The sequence below is a fragment of the Sunxiuqinia sp. genome, from assembly GCF_055140945.1.
In genome coordinates, this window is the sequence record NZ_JBSQYS010000032.1 from 29,877 (window position 1) to 45,691 (window position 15,815).

The 15,815-nt window shown below is 39.3% G+C and carries 13 protein-coding genes; 9 read left to right on the forward strand and 4 right to left on the reverse strand.

The genetic code is table 11. The annotated features are described in order from the left end of the window. Nucleotides 1-132 precede the first annotated feature (132 nt). Nucleotides 133-1,389 carry a class 1 isoprenoid biosynthesis enzyme gene (locus tag ACTB00_RS14410; protein ID WP_463300622.1) on the forward strand — a complete coding sequence of 419 codons (1,257 nt, stop codon included), beginning with the start codon at nucleotides 133-135 and terminating at the stop codon, nucleotides 1,387-1,389. A 14-nt stretch (nucleotides 1,390-1,403) separates the two neighbouring features. Here ACTB00_RS14410 and ACTB00_RS14415 read toward each other — a convergent pair whose 3' ends face one another. After that, nucleotides 1,404-3,623, reverse strand: coding sequence for a S9 family peptidase (locus tag ACTB00_RS14415; protein WP_463300623.1), 2,220 nt, complete (start codon nucleotides 3,621-3,623; stop codon nucleotides 1,404-1,406). Nucleotides 3,624-3,911: 288 nt separating this feature from the next. Here ACTB00_RS14415 and ACTB00_RS14420 point away from each other — a divergent pair, with 288 nt between their 5' ends. From ACTB00_RS14420 to rplT, 5 genes are all read left to right on the forward strand, one after another. Beyond that, nucleotides 3,912-4,997 carry a DUF6588 family protein gene (locus ACTB00_RS14420; protein ID WP_463300624.1) on the forward strand — a complete coding sequence of 362 codons (1,086 nt, stop codon included), beginning with the start codon at nucleotides 3,912-3,914 and terminating at the stop codon, nucleotides 4,995-4,997. A 157-nt stretch (nucleotides 4,998-5,154) separates the two neighbouring features. After that, nucleotides 5,155-7,104, forward strand: coding sequence for a threonine--tRNA ligase (gene thrS / locus ACTB00_RS14425; protein WP_463300625.1), 1,950 nt, complete (start codon nucleotides 5,155-5,157; stop codon nucleotides 7,102-7,104). 62 nt (nucleotides 7,105-7,166) lie between these two features. Continuing rightward, nucleotides 7,167-7,688: a translation initiation factor IF-3 gene (infC, locus tag ACTB00_RS14430; RefSeq protein WP_159518173.1), complete on the forward strand. Its 522-nt coding sequence runs from the start codon at nucleotides 7,167-7,169 to the stop codon at nucleotides 7,686-7,688. Nucleotides 7,689-7,713: 25 nt separating this feature from the next. Beyond that, a complete protein-coding gene (gene rpmI, locus ACTB00_RS14435; RefSeq protein ID WP_159518174.1) occupies nucleotides 7,714-7,911 on the forward strand; it encodes a 50S ribosomal protein L35 in 198 nt (65 codons plus the stop codon). 102 nt (nucleotides 7,912-8,013) lie between these two features. Further along, complete coding sequence (gene rplT, locus ACTB00_RS14440; RefSeq protein ID WP_159518175.1) at nucleotides 8,014-8,358, forward strand: 50S ribosomal protein L20; 345 nt, start codon at nucleotides 8,014-8,016, stop codon at nucleotides 8,356-8,358. A 70-nt stretch (nucleotides 8,359-8,428) separates the two neighbouring features. Here the strand turns inward: rplT and ACTB00_RS14445 are convergent, their stop codons facing one another. The 3 genes from ACTB00_RS14445 to ACTB00_RS14455 all read right to left on the reverse strand — a co-directional run bounded on the left by ACTB00_RS14445 (nucleotide 8,429) and on the right by ACTB00_RS14455 (nucleotide 10,527). Further along, a complete protein-coding gene (locus ACTB00_RS14445) occupies nucleotides 8,429-9,424 on the reverse strand; it encodes a Gfo/Idh/MocA family protein (protein WP_463300626.1) in 996 nt (331 codons plus the stop codon). Nucleotides 9,425-9,432: 8 nt separating this feature from the next. After that, entirely contained in the window at nucleotides 9,433-9,882 is a 450-nt protein-coding gene (locus ACTB00_RS14450; RefSeq protein ID WP_463300627.1) for a cupin domain-containing protein, read from the reverse strand. A 105-nt stretch (nucleotides 9,883-9,987) separates the two neighbouring features. After that, nucleotides 9,988-10,527, reverse strand: a complete 540-nt coding sequence (locus ACTB00_RS14455) for a 3'-5' exonuclease (protein ID WP_463300628.1) — start codon at nucleotides 10,525-10,527, stop codon at nucleotides 9,988-9,990. Nucleotides 10,528-10,742: 215 nt separating this feature from the next. On the opposite strand from ACTB00_RS14455, the gene ACTB00_RS14460 reads away from it, so the two are divergent. The 3 genes from ACTB00_RS14460 to ffh all read left to right on the forward strand — a co-directional run bounded on the left by ACTB00_RS14460 (nucleotide 10,743) and on the right by ffh (nucleotide 15,734). Next, the gene (locus tag ACTB00_RS14460; protein ID WP_463300629.1) at nucleotides 10,743-12,050 is read left to right on the forward strand and encodes an OmpA family protein; all 1,308 of its coding nucleotides are present in this window, start codon (nucleotides 10,743-10,745) and stop codon (nucleotides 12,048-12,050) included. Nucleotides 12,051-12,173: 123 nt separating this feature from the next. Continuing rightward, entirely contained in the window at nucleotides 12,174-13,967 is a 1,794-nt protein-coding gene (argS, locus tag ACTB00_RS14465) for an arginine--tRNA ligase (protein ID WP_463300630.1), read from the forward strand. Between the two features lie 438 nt (nucleotides 13,968-14,405). Next, nucleotides 14,406-15,734, forward strand: coding sequence for a signal recognition particle protein (gene ffh, locus ACTB00_RS14470; RefSeq protein ID WP_463300631.1), 1,329 nt, complete (start codon nucleotides 14,406-14,408; stop codon nucleotides 15,732-15,734). The last annotated feature ends 81 nt before the right edge of the window (nucleotides 15,735-15,815 follow it).

A 15,815-nucleotide genomic window follows, 5' to 3' on the forward strand; every position in this document is an offset into this window, starting at 1 on the left:
GTCGGAATCGGTCGTCAGCGTTTTTTATCCTTCAGCTTGTTTATCGATAAATGGCATGAGTTTGTCGGAAAACTAGCGTGCTTAAAGTTTGGATTGTTTTTATTTGTTAGCGTTATCCAAAACTAAAAAACCATGGAGATTCTTCAATTGACTAATAAGTTTGCTGACATCTGGTATCAGACTAATGATTCGAATGCCAATTTTGGAAATTCTATTGGTCGTCGTGAAAAGAAAAGTAAGGAAGCTTTCGTTGATCGGTTCTTTATGTCGATGAAGAAACTAGACGAAGATGAAATTTCGGTTCTTGCGGAATCCGACTGGTTCGACGAATTCATATTGACGCAGTTGCAAGCCTTATTTCAGGATGCATTTTCGTATGAACACAAGGAGATTAATTTGATGTTTTCTGCTGAAATGATGAAATCTACAAAAGCATTTTCGAAGAAAGTACGTGATCTTGATCCGGAGTTGCCCGTAGAAAGTGTATTTCAAGCCTGCCGGAACGTTTGGATTATGAACGGCCTGCAGTTGATTTTGGGTTATCCGGTTGAATTGACCCCATCCATTTTTGCTTACAGTATGTTGTATCCGTATACCGATAATTATGTAGATGATCCGAGTATTTCAACGCTCGATAAATATGAATTTAGTCAGCGGTTTGCTAGTCGCATTGCCGGAAAGCCGGTTAAAGCAAAAAATGAGCAGGAGCAGAAGATTTATCACATGATTGAATTGATTGAAGGGCAGTTTGATCGCAATGATTATCCGGAGGTGTTCGAATCGCTGTTGGGAATTCATCGGGCGCAAACCGATAGTATGCAGCTGCAGCACGACACAGTAACTTCAGAGCAAGCATTGAATATTTGTTTGGCAAAAGGAGGAGCATCCGTGCTAGCTGATGGCTATTTAGTGGCCGGAAAGCTTACCGCTGAGGAGAAAGATTTTCTGTTTGGCTATGGTGCTTACTTGCAGTTGCTGGACGATATTCAGGATGTGAAAGAAGATTTGGAAGGAGGATTGATGACCACCTTCTCTCTTCTGGCAAAAGATCAAAAGCTGGATTCCATAGTTTATAAAACCTATAATTTTGGTGAGCAGGTGCTAGATCATTCCAAGAAAATATTGGATCGGGTGGATCTCGATTTTAAAGGACTGCTGCAAAAAAGTATCCTGTTGTTTTTTGTTGAGTCGGTCGTTGTTGATGCTCAGTATTACAGTAAGTCGTTTCAGCAAGAGCTGGAAACGGTGGCTCCTTTGTCATTCGACTATGTTGAGCGTCGACGGAAATTCTTCATCCCTCAAAAGCATATTTTGCTTGAAAAAATAGAGAAGCATGCTTTTTCAGTAAAAGAACAAAACAATTGTAAAGAAGAAATGCTGAACAGTTAGTCCTGCATTTTCAATTATTTCAAATTGTTATTTAGAAAGTCTGTGACTTTCGTATACAAGTGCATGCGGGTGTTTCCTCCGCGAATTCCATGGTTGCCGGTCGTGTATATGGCCATGTCAAATTGAATATTGGCTTGTACTAATGCTTCAGCCATTTTCAATGTGTTTTGAAGGTGGACATTATCGTCAGCCGAGCCATGGATTAATAGCAAGCGCCCGGTAATCCCTTCTGGGTGGTTTAAGGGAGCGTTGTCGTTATAGCCATCCGGGTTTTCAAGAGGCGTGCGCATGTATCGTTCGGTATAAACAGTGTCGTAAAATTTATAATGGGTAACCGGAGCAATAGAAACTCCGGCTTTGAAGATATCTCCTCCTTTTTCCATGCAAAGCAGAGTCATTTGGCCGCCATAACTCCATCCCCAAATTGAAATATTGGAGGCATCAACATACGGTAGTGACCCCAGGTATTTTGCGGCTTCAATCTGGTCATCTGATTCGTATTTTCCCAATTGCATGTAGGTTACTTTGCGAAAATCTTCGCCTCGGGCACCTGTTCCTCTTGGATCAACACATGCTACCACGTAGCCTTCTTGTGCCAGATAGTTGTACCAATCTACTGTCCATTTGTCCAGTACTTCTTGTGAGTTAGGGCCGCTGTACTGGGTCATTACCACCGGATATTCTTTAGTTTTGTCGAAATTGAGTGGTTTTATCATCCAGCCATTCAAGCTGATTCCTTCAGAGGTTTCAAAACTGAAAAAGGATTTTTCAGGAATGGAATAATTGGCCAGCTTATCTTTCAATTCGCTGTTATCCTCTAAAACGCGCACCAAATCGCCATCGTTGTCATACAAGCTAAAGGTTTTTGGTGTTGTTAAATTTGTAAATTCATTAATAAAGTATTGAAATCCTTCGCTGAAAACAGCTTCGTTTATTCCTTCCCTCGGAGTTAAAATTCCTTGTTTCTTGCCATCCAGGCTGGTGTAATAAACTTCTCGCTGCATCGGAGATTTTTTAGCAGCCTGATAATAGAAGATTTTCTTTCTTGAGTCGAAACCGTAAAAGTCGGTTACATCGTATTTGCCTTCGGTTAACTGTCGCACCTCAAAGCCTTGACGGTCGTATAAATAAAGGTGCGAATAACCATCGCGCTCACTGTTTACCACAAAATAATCATTGTCGGGCAAAAAGATAAAGTCATCCAGAAATTCCACAGCAAGGTAACGGTCGTTTTTTTCGGTAAAAAACAAGCGGGTATCTCCCGTGAACGGATTAGCAAATAGTACGTCAAGTTTATTTTGACGGCGATTTAATCTGAAAACCGCTAAATCATTAGCGTCAGCCGTCCATTTCAGCCGAGGAACGTAAATGTCAGTTTCTTCACCCAGATCGACTTCAACTTTAGTTTTCGATTTGATGTCGTAGGCAAATACCGAAACGGTAGCGTTTTTTTCACCTGCTTTCGGATATTTGTAATTATATTCTCCCGGATATTGGGCTTTTTCTGAAAATGAAGAATCTTTTCCTTCATACGTTTGTAGCTTGAAATTTTTCACTTCCGTTTCGTCAAACCGAACGTAAGCTAAAAATTTACTGTCGGGCGACCAGGCAAAAGCTTTGGTCGAGAAGGGCTTGTCTTTTTCCTGGAAATCAAAGAACTCTTCTTCATAAACCCAATCAGGGACTCCATTTATTATTTCATTTTTTTTACCATCGTGAGTTACCTGGCTTTCAGTTCCAAAACGTAATGTTTTTATAAAGATGTTGTTGTCGCGAACAAATGCAATCCGTTCACCATCCGGCGAAAAAGTTGCCTCGCGCTGGTTCCCTTTCGACGAAAGTTCATTGATTTCTTCGGTCGTTGAATTCCACACAAAATAGTTAGCGGTGTATGAATGGCGATAAATTTTCGTCTTTTCAGTTGTCAAAAGAATTTTGCTTTCGTCGGAGCTAAACGAGTACGCTGAAAAATGACTGATTGGTGCATTTTCTATTTTGTCCAGGTCGAAAACCGTCTCTATCTTTTCCCCATCTTTGTAGCTGTATTTCACAATGCGTTTCCCGTCTTCCAACGTTGTGTAATACAGTCCATTCGCTGATGATTGAAGCCCGGTTGCATCCTGTTGACCGAACGTGTTCTTTTGTTGAAAATCAGCAATTGTTAATTTCTTTTGTGCTATTGAAGGGTTTCCTATCGCGATAAAAAGGAATACTGTTATGAGGATTTTATGCATGATAAAACTTATTTTAGTCGTCAAAGCTTTGTTTTTTTTTTCAAAAATGAAAGTTGATTACAATAAAAATTCTCGAAATACGTCCGTATTTTTGCGGAACATTACACGCAAAATCAATTATTTTCGTTGCAAGTAATAAGATGTGACTTTGAAAGTGTATGAGCGAAATATGAACCGAAAACGGATTTCAGCGATATGAAACGACCATGCAAGAATGCTTCACAAACAAGCATAGTTAAAATGAGGGAGTTACATACAATACCTTTGAAAACTTTTAATTTTAATTGGATGAAAAAAATTGTACTTCTATCAATTATTGTATTTAGCGGACATATAGCATCTGCCCAATCTGATGTAACTGAATTTATTAAAGCCGGATCGGTTGATGCCAGTAAAATGATTCAGGGTTATCTGAAACCTTTTGCATATTCACTTGGCGATGGACTGAATAATGGTTGGTACTACACTGCTGAAACCCATGATCGGTTTGGATTCGATTTTTCGATGAGTATAACTGCGGTTCGTATTCCAGAATCGGCAAAAACGTTTGATCTTGGAAAAATCAATTTGCAGAATGCGTATTTGGATGATCCGACAAACAGCATTGCACAAACCGTGGCTGGCGCGGAAGAGTGGGGCCCCAAGATTAATATTCTTGATCAGAACGCAACTAACCCAGGTGATACATTGGGGTCGTTTCACAGCCCTCCGGGAATTGATATGGACAATGTTCCGATTCCGATGGCTCAGTTGAGTTTTGGGCTTTTACCCCATACTGATTTTATGTTTCGCTATGTTCCAAATCTGCATTTCAACCAACAGGGGGATGAAGAAGAAGACGTTCGCGTTGGTTTAATTGGAATTGGAGTGAAGAATAGTTTCAGGGATTGGATGCCTGTTTTAAAGAATTTGCCTTTTGATGCTGCAGTCTTTGCCGCTTATTCTCATATTGATGCGAGTACCGGAGTCGATTTCCAGTTGGAAGATTATCTGGTGAACAAGTCATTTGGCACTCCTGACGGATACCAGCCTGATGAGAATCAGGAGTTGGATATCAACACCAATACGATGAAAATAGGTTTGATTGTTTCGAAAAAGATCGCTTTTATTACTTTCTTCGGAGGTATTGGAAATAGTTCAAGTAAAACAACTGTCGACTTGCTGGGATGCTATCCTGTTGCTGTAGAAATAGAAGGAAATCAAATTACCGAAGTTGAGGAAGAAGTTGATCCGATTAAGCTGAACTTTGAGTCTTCGCGTATAAGTTTGGACGCAGGTTTGAGAATGAAACTTGGCTTTTTCAATGTTTTTGGCTCTATTAATAAAGCGGAGTATACTTCGTTAAATGCAGGCGTTTCATTAAGTGTGCGATAATAATGTTGATTAGATTGATGTGTAAAATAGATCAGGAGGTGCTTTGGTGCGCCTCTGGTGTTTTTATTGACTATTAAATTATTGGCTAACCCTTGTCGCTATCAGTTAATAATAATTATCTTTGCACCCTGAAAATAAAATCCATAATTCGATACTGATGATTAAAATAACATTACCTGATAACAGTGTTAGGGAATATGAAAGTGGAGTTACCGGAATTGAGATCGCCAAATCGATTAGTAACCGCTTGGCAAAAGAGGTTTTAGCAATAACTGTAAACGGTTCTGTTTGGGATTTAAACCGTCCTGTTACAGGAGATGCCCGTATTAAATTACATACCTGGGATGACCGTGAAGGAAAAGAAACCTTTTGGCATTCTTCGGCTCACTTAATGGCAGAAGCTATAGAAAGTTATTTCCCCGGAACGAAATTTGGTATTGGTCCCACAGTCGATACAGGATTTTATTATGATGTGGATCTTCCTGAGGGAAAACAACTTTCAGAAAAAGATCTGGAAAAGATTGAGAAAAAAATGATTGAGCTGGCGCGTCAAAAAAACGAGATTGTCCGTCAGGATATATCGAAAGATGCAGCCATCCAGATGTTCACCGAAAAAGATGATGAACTGAAACAGGAGTTGATCAGTGAGCTGGAAGACGGAACAATCACATTATATAATCAAGGAAATTTTACTGATTTGTGTCGTGGGCCTCACTTGCTAAATACCAGTTATATCAAAGCGGTAAAGCTAACGTCTATTGCCGGTGCATACTGGCGTGGCGATGAGAAGAACCAAATGCTTACTCGGGTATATGGTGTGACTTTCCCAAAGCAGAAGTTTTTGGAAGAGTATCTCGTTATGCTTGAAGAAGCAAAAAAACGAGATCACCGAAAAATTGGTAAAGAGATGGAACTGTTTACTTTCTCGCAGGAAGTAGGACAGGGTTTGCCAATGTGGTTGCCTAAGGGCGCAATGCTTCGCCAGCAATTGGAAGACTTTTTGAAAAAAGTACAAAAGAAATTTGGTTACGAACAGGTAATTACTCCGCATATTGGAGATATCAACTTATATAAAACTTCGGGGCACTATGCCAAGTACGGAGCTGATTCATTTCAAACTATAAAAACTCCGGCAGAAGGCGAGGAATACATGTTGAAACCGATGAACTGTCCTCATCACTGTGAGTTGTATAAATTTAAACCACGATCGTACAAGGATTTGCCGGTTCGTATGGCCGAGTTTGGCACTGTTTACCGTTACGAACAAAGTGGTGAGTTGCACGGATTAACCCGTGTTCGCGGATTCACTCAGGATGATGCACATATTTATTGCCGTCCGGATCAGTTGAAAGACGAGTTTAAAAAGGTAATTGATATCATCTTTATTATTTTTAAGGCATTGGACTTCGAAGATTTCACAGCACAGATATCATTGCGCGATCCCGAGAAACCTGAAAAGTATATCGGTTCTTCTGAAAATTGGGACAAAGCGGAGCAGGCAATTATTGAAGCCGCCGAAGAAAAAGGATTAAACACAGTTACTGAATTGGGAGAAGCAGCTTTCTATGGTCCAAAGCTTGATTTCATGATCAAAGATGCATTGGGTAGAAGCTGGCAGTTGGGAACCATTCAGGTTGATTATAACCTGCCCGAGCGTTTTAAACTGGAGTACATTGGTGCTGATGATAATCGCCACCGTCCGGTTATGATTCACCGTGCACCGTTTGGATCAATGGAGCGTTTTGTGGCTGTGTTAATTGAACATACTGCCGGAAAATTTCCATTGTGGTTGACTCCGGAGCAGGTTGTTATCTTACCAATCAGCGAAAAGTATAATGAATACGCAGAAAATCTTTCAAATTTTCTAAATAATTCCGATATTCGCACCCTAATTGACGACCGGAATGAGAAAATCGGCCGTAAAATCCGGGATAATGAGTTGAAACGTATCCCGTATTTATTGATAGTTGGAGAGAAAGAAGCAGAGTCGGGAACGGTTGCCGTGAGAAAACAAGGTGAAGGAGATCAGGGCACAATGACCAAAGAAGAGTTTGCTGAATTCATCCAAAAAGAAGTTAAAGAACAATTAGCATCATTTTATAACTAAAAAAGAAATAGGAGGTTTTTCATATCGCAATAAAAAAACGCCCATATCGAGGAGGACGAAGAGTGGACACGGGTCCACAGCATAACATTAATCAACGTATACGTGCTCAGCAGGTACGTTTAGTTGGAGAGAATATTGAAGAACAAGGAGTTTATTCATTGTCTGAAGCATTAAAAATTGCGGATTCAATGGAACTTGATCTTGTTGAAATCTCACCAAACGCTGATCCTCCGGTTTGTAAAGTTATAGATTACCAGAAGTTTCTTTATCAACAAAAAAAGAAACAGAAGGAAATGAAAGCCAAAGCAGTTAAGGTTGTGGTTAAAGAAATTCGTTTCGGACCGAATACGGATGATCACGATTTTGAATTTAAGTTAAGGCATGCTGAGAAGTTTTTAAAAGAGGGAGCTAAAGTGAAAGCTTACGTGTTCTTTAAAGGACGCTCAATCTTGTTTAAAGAACAAGGTGAAATTTTGCTTTTGCGTTTTGCTACCGAATTGGAAGATCTTGGAAAGGTAGAGCAAATGCCCCGCCTGGAAGGGAAACGAATGACGATGTTTATTGCACCTAAAAAGAAGAAGTAATTCTTCGATATAAAATTAAGACAAGATGCCAAAAATGAAGACGAAATCCAGCGCAAAAAAACGGTTTAAATTGACCGGCTCTGGAAAACTGAAAAGGAAGCATGCTTTTAAAAGTCATATTTTGACTAAAAAAAGCACCAAGCAAAAAAGAAACCTAACCTATTGGGGTTCGGTTGATAAAGCTGATGAGAAAAATGTGAAGCTGATGCTTAACATGAAGTAACGAACAAGTCCTTTTCGAAAGTAAATTAAGTAAAAAAACAGAGGGTATAGCTGTAAAGATTCCGTAAAAGTCGGGACGCTAGCCGCTCACAAATTAAAGATTATGCCAAGATCAGTAAATCATGTAGCATCTCGGGCTCGGAGAAAAAAAATCCTCAAGCAAACTAAAGGTTACTGGGGTGCCCGTAAAAATGTTTGGACAGTTGCAAAAAATGCCCACGAAAAAGCATTAACATACGCTTACCGTGACAGAAAAACAAAAAAGAGAAACTTCCGCGCTTTGTGGATTCAACGTATTAACGCTGCAGCACGTCAGGAAGGGTTAAGTTATTCTCAATTAATTGGTTTGATGAAAAAGAGCAACATTGAGATTAACCGTAAGGTTTTAGCAGACTTAGCTTTGAACCAGCCTGCGGCTTTTAAAGCTGTAGTTGAAAAAGTAAAATAGATTAACAATCATCAGGTGTGATAGATATAGAGAACCTCGCAATTTGCGAGGTTTTTTTATACCCTTTATTTTATAATGAAATAGTCTGCTTTTTCTTCGAACTTTCAATAATTGCATCAATAACTTGCATGTTTCCAATAGCATCGGTTAAAGGCGTTGGAACTGGTTCGTTGCGAAGAATCGCATTCGAAAATGCATCACCTTGTATCGTGTACTGGTCGATCGGTTCGAATGTAAATGTTTCTGTCTTTTCCTTTGTGCGCAGTGTTATTCTGGTTTTTTCTTCAGGTGGGGCGTTTACCGGAATTTCAACCACAATATGCCCGTGATCTCCAAAAATATTGGTCTGCTGATGTGGCATTAATTGAGTAGCACAAGTAAAGCTGCTGGTTTTCCCGGACGGGAATGATAGTAGCCCGGAGGTCAAACGATCCGTTTTTAAAACCGGATCAAAATCCATTTGACCAGTAACTTCTGAGGGCTCTTCGCCAAATAAAAAACGAGGGAAAGAGATACAGTAACAACCAATATCCATTAATGCACCACCTCCAACATCAGGCTTGTTACGAATATTCTGAGGATCTACATTGTAATAGGAAAAGAACGATTGAACTGTTATTACGTTTCCGATAGCTCCACTTTGTATGAGCTCGTAAGTTTTTTCCCACTGTGGATGAAATCGATACATAAATGCTTCCATCACTTTTAGCTCCGGGTACTTCTTAACTGCATCAGCTAATGCCTTAGCCTCATCGGCATTCATGCCAATTGGTTTTTCACACAGCACATTTTTACCGGCCTCTAGCACTTTCATGGTCCAGTAAGCATGCATGTGGTTGGGCAGTGGGTTATAGATGGCATCAATCTCAGGATCAGCCAACAAGTCTTCGTATGAGGCGTAGCGCTTTGGAATGCCAAGTTGATCTGCCGCATGGTTTGCTTTTTCGATATTGCGAGAGGCTATTGCGGTTACTTCACAATATTGACCTTTTTGCATTGCAGGAATGACTTTGGTAACTCCAATTTTGGCTGTACTCAGTATTCCCCATTTAATTTTTGCTTGCATATCTTTTTCTATTTCTGATATTTTTTAATCACTAAATATTTTAGCTCTGTGTCACCAATATTTTCGATGCCATGTTCAGCTCCCGATGGACAATAGAAACTTGCATAGGCAGCGGCTTTTGTCGTTTTTCCATCCAGATAGAATTGGGCTTCACCTTCCAGAACAAAAAAGAACTCATCCTCGATATGTCTGTGTGGGGCATGAGTTGCCTGATGAGGAGCAACTACGCTCATTTTTAACGTTCTTCCATCCAGAAATTCTTTATCAACAAACCAATACTGATAGCCAACACTAGTTTTATCAATTTTATTCATGTCGAACTTATTCACGCAATTTTCAATGGTAAATTGATTTTCTACAGGAGGTTTGCCTTCCGTATTTTGTTGGGCGTTGGACTCAATTGACAATACGGATAATAGCAGAAGTGTTAGAATTGGTAAGGAGTTAAGCTTTTTCATTTTTAGCGAGTTTAGTTATTGAATGATCGGAAAATCTCAATTTGGAATTGTTAAGTTAGTAAAAAAACTGTTGGCAATTAAACTCAACAAACATCGTGATCTGACTTAGAATAATTTTCTTTGAACAGGCTGACCACTCAGCGAAGGATTAACATGCTTTTGTAAAATAATTTCAAAAAGCTTAACTGTGGCCAGCGCATCTCCTCCGGCTCGGTGTCTTCCGTCAATCTTAATGCTAAGGTCATCGCATAATTTTCCGAGCGAGTACGAAGAATGGCCGGGTAAATATTTTCGACTAAGTTTTACGGTACACATCGTTTTACGCTTATACTCGTATCCTAACCGTAAATATTCCTGTTGAATAAATTTATAATCGAAACTGACATTGTGTGCTACGAAAGTTGTTCCTTGGGTTATCTCCACAACCTTTTTGGCAATTTCAAAAAATTTCGGGGCGTTGGCAACCATTTGATTGTCAATTCCGGTAAGTTTAGTGATGAAATAGGGGATGTGACATTCCGGGTTAACCAAGGTCTTATAGGAGTCAATAACCTTGGTTCCATTGTGCACGTAGATGGCGATTTCAGTAATTTTTCCTTGCTGCGCACGCTGTCCTGTTGTTTCTATATCGATAATACTGAACAATTTTCTTATTTTTTATTTGGTGAAAGTAATAAAAATGCTTTAGTTTTATTAAACGAAAAATGCATGGTGGTGATGATTGGTGCTGAATTGAATTCAGGTTTGAGCATTTTAGTATTGCGTTAAAACATATTTTCATTAAGCTTGTTGTTATTAACAATAACAGAAAATTTGAAATATTTATTTTTAATAAAAACCATTCATTTAATTAGTACACTATGAAAAAAATATTTTTACTTTCCTTTTTTATAAGCATGGGAGTATTGCTTCAAGCACAAACAGCTGATAAAAAGTGGGCTGTTGGACTTGGTGGTGGTGCCTACTACGGTAACACGCTTGAGGGTACCGGGATTATGACTGAATTTTACTTGAGTAGGTACTTGAACTCGTCATTTGATTTGATGCTTTTAAACAATTTGGGTTTGTCAAACTCAGAAGTTGATAACACGCTTGATATTAGCGGAACATTCCTTAATTTAAGGTATAAGTTAAACAATGGCTATATTCTGAATGAAAACAGTGGCATTCAGCCATACCTTTATGGGGGCCCTGGTCTGATTCAGGATAATGAGGTTTCCGGATTTAACTTCGATGCAGGCGCTGGCTTTAAATTTCCGTTAAGCTCAAGTATCGCTTTATTTGTTGAAGGCGGATACATTAATGGCTTAAGTGAGGATAAAGCGGATGAAGAAAACGTATTGCCTGAAAGCTTTTTTAAAGGAATTGCAGGAATCGAAATTAGTTTTGGGAAAAAGAAAGATTCTGACGGGGACGGTGTTACAGATCGTAAAGACGATTGCCCGGATACTCCTCAAGGAGTCGTTGTTGACGAAAATGGATGTCCTGTGGATACTGATGGAGATGGATTGCCGGATTATAAAGACGATTGCCCAACGGAACCGGGTGAACTTGCCCTGAATGGATGTCCGGACCGGGATGGAGATGGAGTCGCTGATAAAGATGATGATTGCCCTGATACACCGGGACTAAAAGAGTTTAATGGTTGTCCGGATACTGACGGTGACGGTGTAATTGATAAAGAGGATGAATGTCCTGATACACCAAAAGGTTATAAAGTAGATGAAAAAGGATGCCCAATTGATACCGATGGTGATGGATTAGTTGATGAAGAAGATGATTGCCCGAATGAAGCAGGACCGATTGATAATAAAGGATGCCCAATTGCAACATTTGAATTCAGTTCCATTCATTTTGAATTTGATAAGTATGATTTGAAATCATCTGCCCAAAAGGAATTGGATGATATTGCTGAAATAATGAATAAAGATGAATCACTGGAGATTGAACTATACGGTTACGCTGATGAAATTGGTTCGGCTAAATACAATATGGATCTATCGGAGAAAAGAGCAGATGCCGCTCGTAACTACCTCGTGAATAAAGGAGTGGCTGCTGAGAGAATCGTTAAAGTAGTGCCTCTTGGGCAAACTCAACCCGTTGCTCCTAACGATACAGAGGAAGGAAGAGCTAAAAACAGACGTGTAGAGATTAAAGCCGCAGAATAATGAATGACAAATAACATAGAAGTTTAGAAAAAGAGCTCTGCATATGCAGGGCTCTTTTTGCATGTTCAATGATCCTGTAAATAAGGGATAATCTATTATCTTTGCGGTTCAAAAAAATAGATTATGCATATTGACCAAATCATAAAAGAGAGTGTTGTAGAAGCGATAGGCTCACTTTATGGACAGACAGTTGACACTAGCGCTGTTCAAATTCAAAATACACGTAAAGATGTTGAAGGAGATATGACAGTTGTTGTTTTTCCTTTTTTGCGTTTTTCAAAGAAAGCGCCGGAGCAAACAGGCGAAGAACTAGGTAAATATTTGACAGAGAATGTCGATCTGGTTGAGAACTTTTCAGTTATCAAAGGTTTTTTGAATTTGATGATTGCTCAAAACTACTGGTTGTCAGTATTAGAAAGCGCGGCTGCTGACGATACTTTTGGTTTTGCACAGCCTCAGGAAGATTCTCCGTTGGTGATGGTTGAATATTCATCGCCAAACACAAATAAGCCTTTACATTTAGGGCATATCCGTAATAATCTGTTAGGGTACTCTATTGGTGAAATAATAAAAGCCAACGGCAACAAATTAGTAAAAACGAATATTGTTAACGATCGCGGAATTCATATTTGCAAGTCGATGTATGCCTGGCAACAATGGGGTGAAGGAAAAACTCCGCAAAGTACCGGAATAAAAGGAGACCATTTGGTTGGTGACTTTTATGTCCTGTTTGATAAGCATTACAAACAAGAAATTAGCGAGTTGGTCGAGCAGGGAATGAGCAAAGAAGATGCAGAGCAAAAGGCCCCTTCCATTGTGGCTGCTCGCGATATGTTGAGGAAGTGGGAAGCCAAAGATCCAGAGGTTACTATGTTGTGGCAGACAATGAATCAATGGGTGTATGCCGGATTTGACGTGACCTATAAAGAACTTGGAGTTGATTTCGATAAAATATATCACGAATCAGATACCTATTTGGTTGGTAAAGATGAGGTTTTCAGAGGATTGAAAGAAGGTGTTTTTTATCAGCGAGAGGATCAATCAGTGTGGGCTGATTTGACAAAAGACGGATTGGATGAAAAAATTCTTCTTCGTAGCGATGGTACTTCAGTTTATATGACCCAGGATATTGGCACGGCAAAATTACGCTTCGACGATTACAAAATCGACAAGATGATTTATGTTGTTGGCAACGAGCAAAATTATCATTTCCAAGTGTTGTCAGTCTTGTTAGATAAACTTGGCTATGACTGGGGTAAAGGTCTGCATCATTTTTCATACGGCATGGTTGAACTGCCTCACGGAAAGATGAAATCACGCGAAGGAACAGTTGTTGATGCCGATGATTTAATGGCTGAAATGATTGAAGTGGCTCGGAAAACATCGGAAGAATTAGGAAAGTTGGAGGGCTATACGGATGAAGAGTTGAATAAAACATATAAAATAATTGCTCTTGGTGCCTTAAAATACTTTATGTTGAAGGTTGACCCTAAAAAGAATATGCTTTTCAATCCGGAAGAGTCAATTGATTTCAACGGGAATACGGGACCATTTATTCAATACACACATGCGAGGATTCGCTCAGTTATTCGAAAAGCGACAAAAAAAGGAATTCAGTTGAGTTTTGATTTGGACTCAACTCTCAATCTTTCAGAAAAAGAGCAGGAGTTAATTAAGTCATTATCTCTTTATCCAACAGTTGTTAAAGAAGCAGGCGATATTTACAGCCCGGCGTTGATAGCCAATTATATTTATAGTCTGGTAAAAGAGTTTAACCAGTTTTATCACGACCATACAATTTTAGGTGAAGAAGATGAATCAGTTCGTAATTTCAGGCTGGTGCTATCACAAACTATTGCGGATATTGTGAAATCTGGAATGGGATTACTGGGGATTGAAGTTCCTGAGCGGATGTAAAAAGAGCATAAAAAAAGGGGGTCAGAACTGACCCCCAAATTTCTACAAAATTGCGATTCGTGAAAAAGGGACTTTATTTTCTCGTTGACAGATACAGCTTTTATGTTTTTGTATAAGTGCTGCTCTGTCATTACTTGTGAGCGAATTAATATGTGTTACTCTTTCGGATAAACTCAGTGTTCTAATCTCTTTATAGGGACAAGTGTCTAGCTCTTTATTCATCGGACAACTAAATACAAGTCCGTAATAATATGATACTTCTTCTTTCATCCCTCATTTATCCGTTCAACACTATAAGTACTTACACTTCTTTATTCTGTTTTTTCAAAAAAGGTAACCCTGTAATTACATTTTTTTTATCTGGTTGTTTAAAATTCTCATTCTATATATTTTTGTATTTTTGCACGAGCTTGAAAATAAATCAATATCATCACCAATATGTTTGAAAATCTTAATGAAAAATTAGAACGGTCGTTTCAGTTGCTAAAAGGGCAGGGAAGAATAACCGAGATTAATATAGCTGAAACGCTAAAGGAGGTGCGGCGAGCATTGCTTGATGCCGATGTTAACTTTAAAATAGCCAAATCATTTACCGAAACTGTCAAGGATAAGGCTCTGGGTGCAGACGTGCTTTCGGCGGTGAAACCAGGTGAAATGATGGTTAAAATTGTCCATGATGAGCTAGCCGAATTGATGGGCGGTAAGTCTGTGGATATCAATCTTGGAGGAAATCCTACCGTAATTTTAATTGCTGGATTACAAGGTTCCGGCAAAACGACTTTTTCCGGTAAGCTTGCAAAATTAATTAAAAGTAAGCGAGGCAAGCATCCCTTGTTGGTTGCTGGTGATGTTTATCGTCCGGCTGCAATCGATCAGTTGAAAGTGCTGGGTGAACAAATTAATGTACCTGTTTATACTGAAGAGGGTAACAAAGAACCTGTTAAAATTGCTCAGGCAGCCATTAAGTATGCCAAAGCGAATGGTAACGATGTCGTTATTATTGATACGGCAGGGCGTTTGGCTATTGATGAGCAAATGATGAATGAAATTGCGGCAGTAAAAAAGGCAGTTTCACCACACGAGATTCTATTCGTAGTCGATTCGATGACAGGTCAGGATGCTGTAAATACAGCTAAGGAATTTAACGACCGGCTGGATTTTGATGGCGTAGTTCTAACAAAATTGGATGGAGATACAAGAGGTGGTGCCGCACTTTCGATTCGTACTGTTGTTGAAAAACCAATTAAATATGTTGGTACGGGCGAAAAAATGGAAGCTCTGGATGTTTTCCATCCCGAACGTATGGCTGACCGTATTTTAGGTATGGGTGACATTGTTTCGCTGGTTGAAAAAGCACAGGAACAATTTGATGTTGATGAAGCCCGTAAAATGCAAAAGAAGCTGGCTAAAAACCAGTTCAATTTTGATGATTTCCTGAAACAGATTCAGCAAATCAAAAAAATGGGTAATATCAAGGATTTGGCTGCTATGATACCTGGCATGGGAAAGGCGATGAAAAATATGGATATTGATGATGATGCCTTTAAGCACATCGAAGCGATTATTCATTCAATGACTACTGCTGAAAGAGATGACCCTTCGTTGTTGAACGGATCGAGAAGAAAACGGATTGCGAACGGTTCTGGAACTGATATTCAGGAAGTCAACCGTTTAATTAAACAATTTGCAGAAACACGTAAGATGATGAAAATGGTTTCGCAAGGTAAAAATATGGGACGTATGATGGGAAATATGCGTGCGAGATAAATTCTAAAATTAGAATGACGAAACTGGCATGTAAATATAGGCACACACAGGAGCATGATTATCGTAGAGCAGTTCCATGTG

Coding starts and splice junctions, on each gene's coding strand:
- ACTB00_RS14410 (WP_463300622.1), top strand. CDS start 133: ATGGAGATTCTTCAATTGACTAATAAGTTTGCTGACATCTGGTATCAG.
- ACTB00_RS14415 (WP_463300623.1), bottom strand. CDS start 3,623: ATGCATAAAATCCTCATAACAGTATTCCTTTTTATCGCGATAGGAAAC.
- ACTB00_RS14420 (WP_463300624.1), top strand. CDS start 3,912: ATGAAAAAAATTGTACTTCTATCAATTATTGTATTTAGCGGACATATA.
- thrS (WP_463300625.1), top strand. CDS start 5,155: ATGATTAAAATAACATTACCTGATAACAGTGTTAGGGAATATGAAAGT.
- rpmI (WP_159518174.1), top strand. CDS start 7,714: ATGCCAAAAATGAAGACGAAATCCAGCGCAAAAAAACGGTTTAAATTG.
- rplT (WP_159518175.1), top strand. CDS start 8,014: ATGCCAAGATCAGTAAATCATGTAGCATCTCGGGCTCGGAGAAAAAAA.
- ACTB00_RS14445 (WP_463300626.1), bottom strand. CDS start 9,424: ATGCAAGCAAAAATTAAATGGGGAATACTGAGTACAGCCAAAATTGGA.
- ACTB00_RS14450 (WP_463300627.1), bottom strand. CDS start 9,882: ATGAAAAAGCTTAACTCCTTACCAATTCTAACACTTCTGCTATTATCC.
- ACTB00_RS14460 (WP_463300629.1), top strand. CDS start 10,743: ATGAAAAAAATATTTTTACTTTCCTTTTTTATAAGCATGGGAGTATTG.
- argS (WP_463300630.1), top strand. CDS start 12,174: ATGCATATTGACCAAATCATAAAAGAGAGTGTTGTAGAAGCGATAGGC.
- ffh (WP_463300631.1), top strand. CDS start 14,406: ATGTTTGAAAATCTTAATGAAAAATTAGAACGGTCGTTTCAGTTGCTA.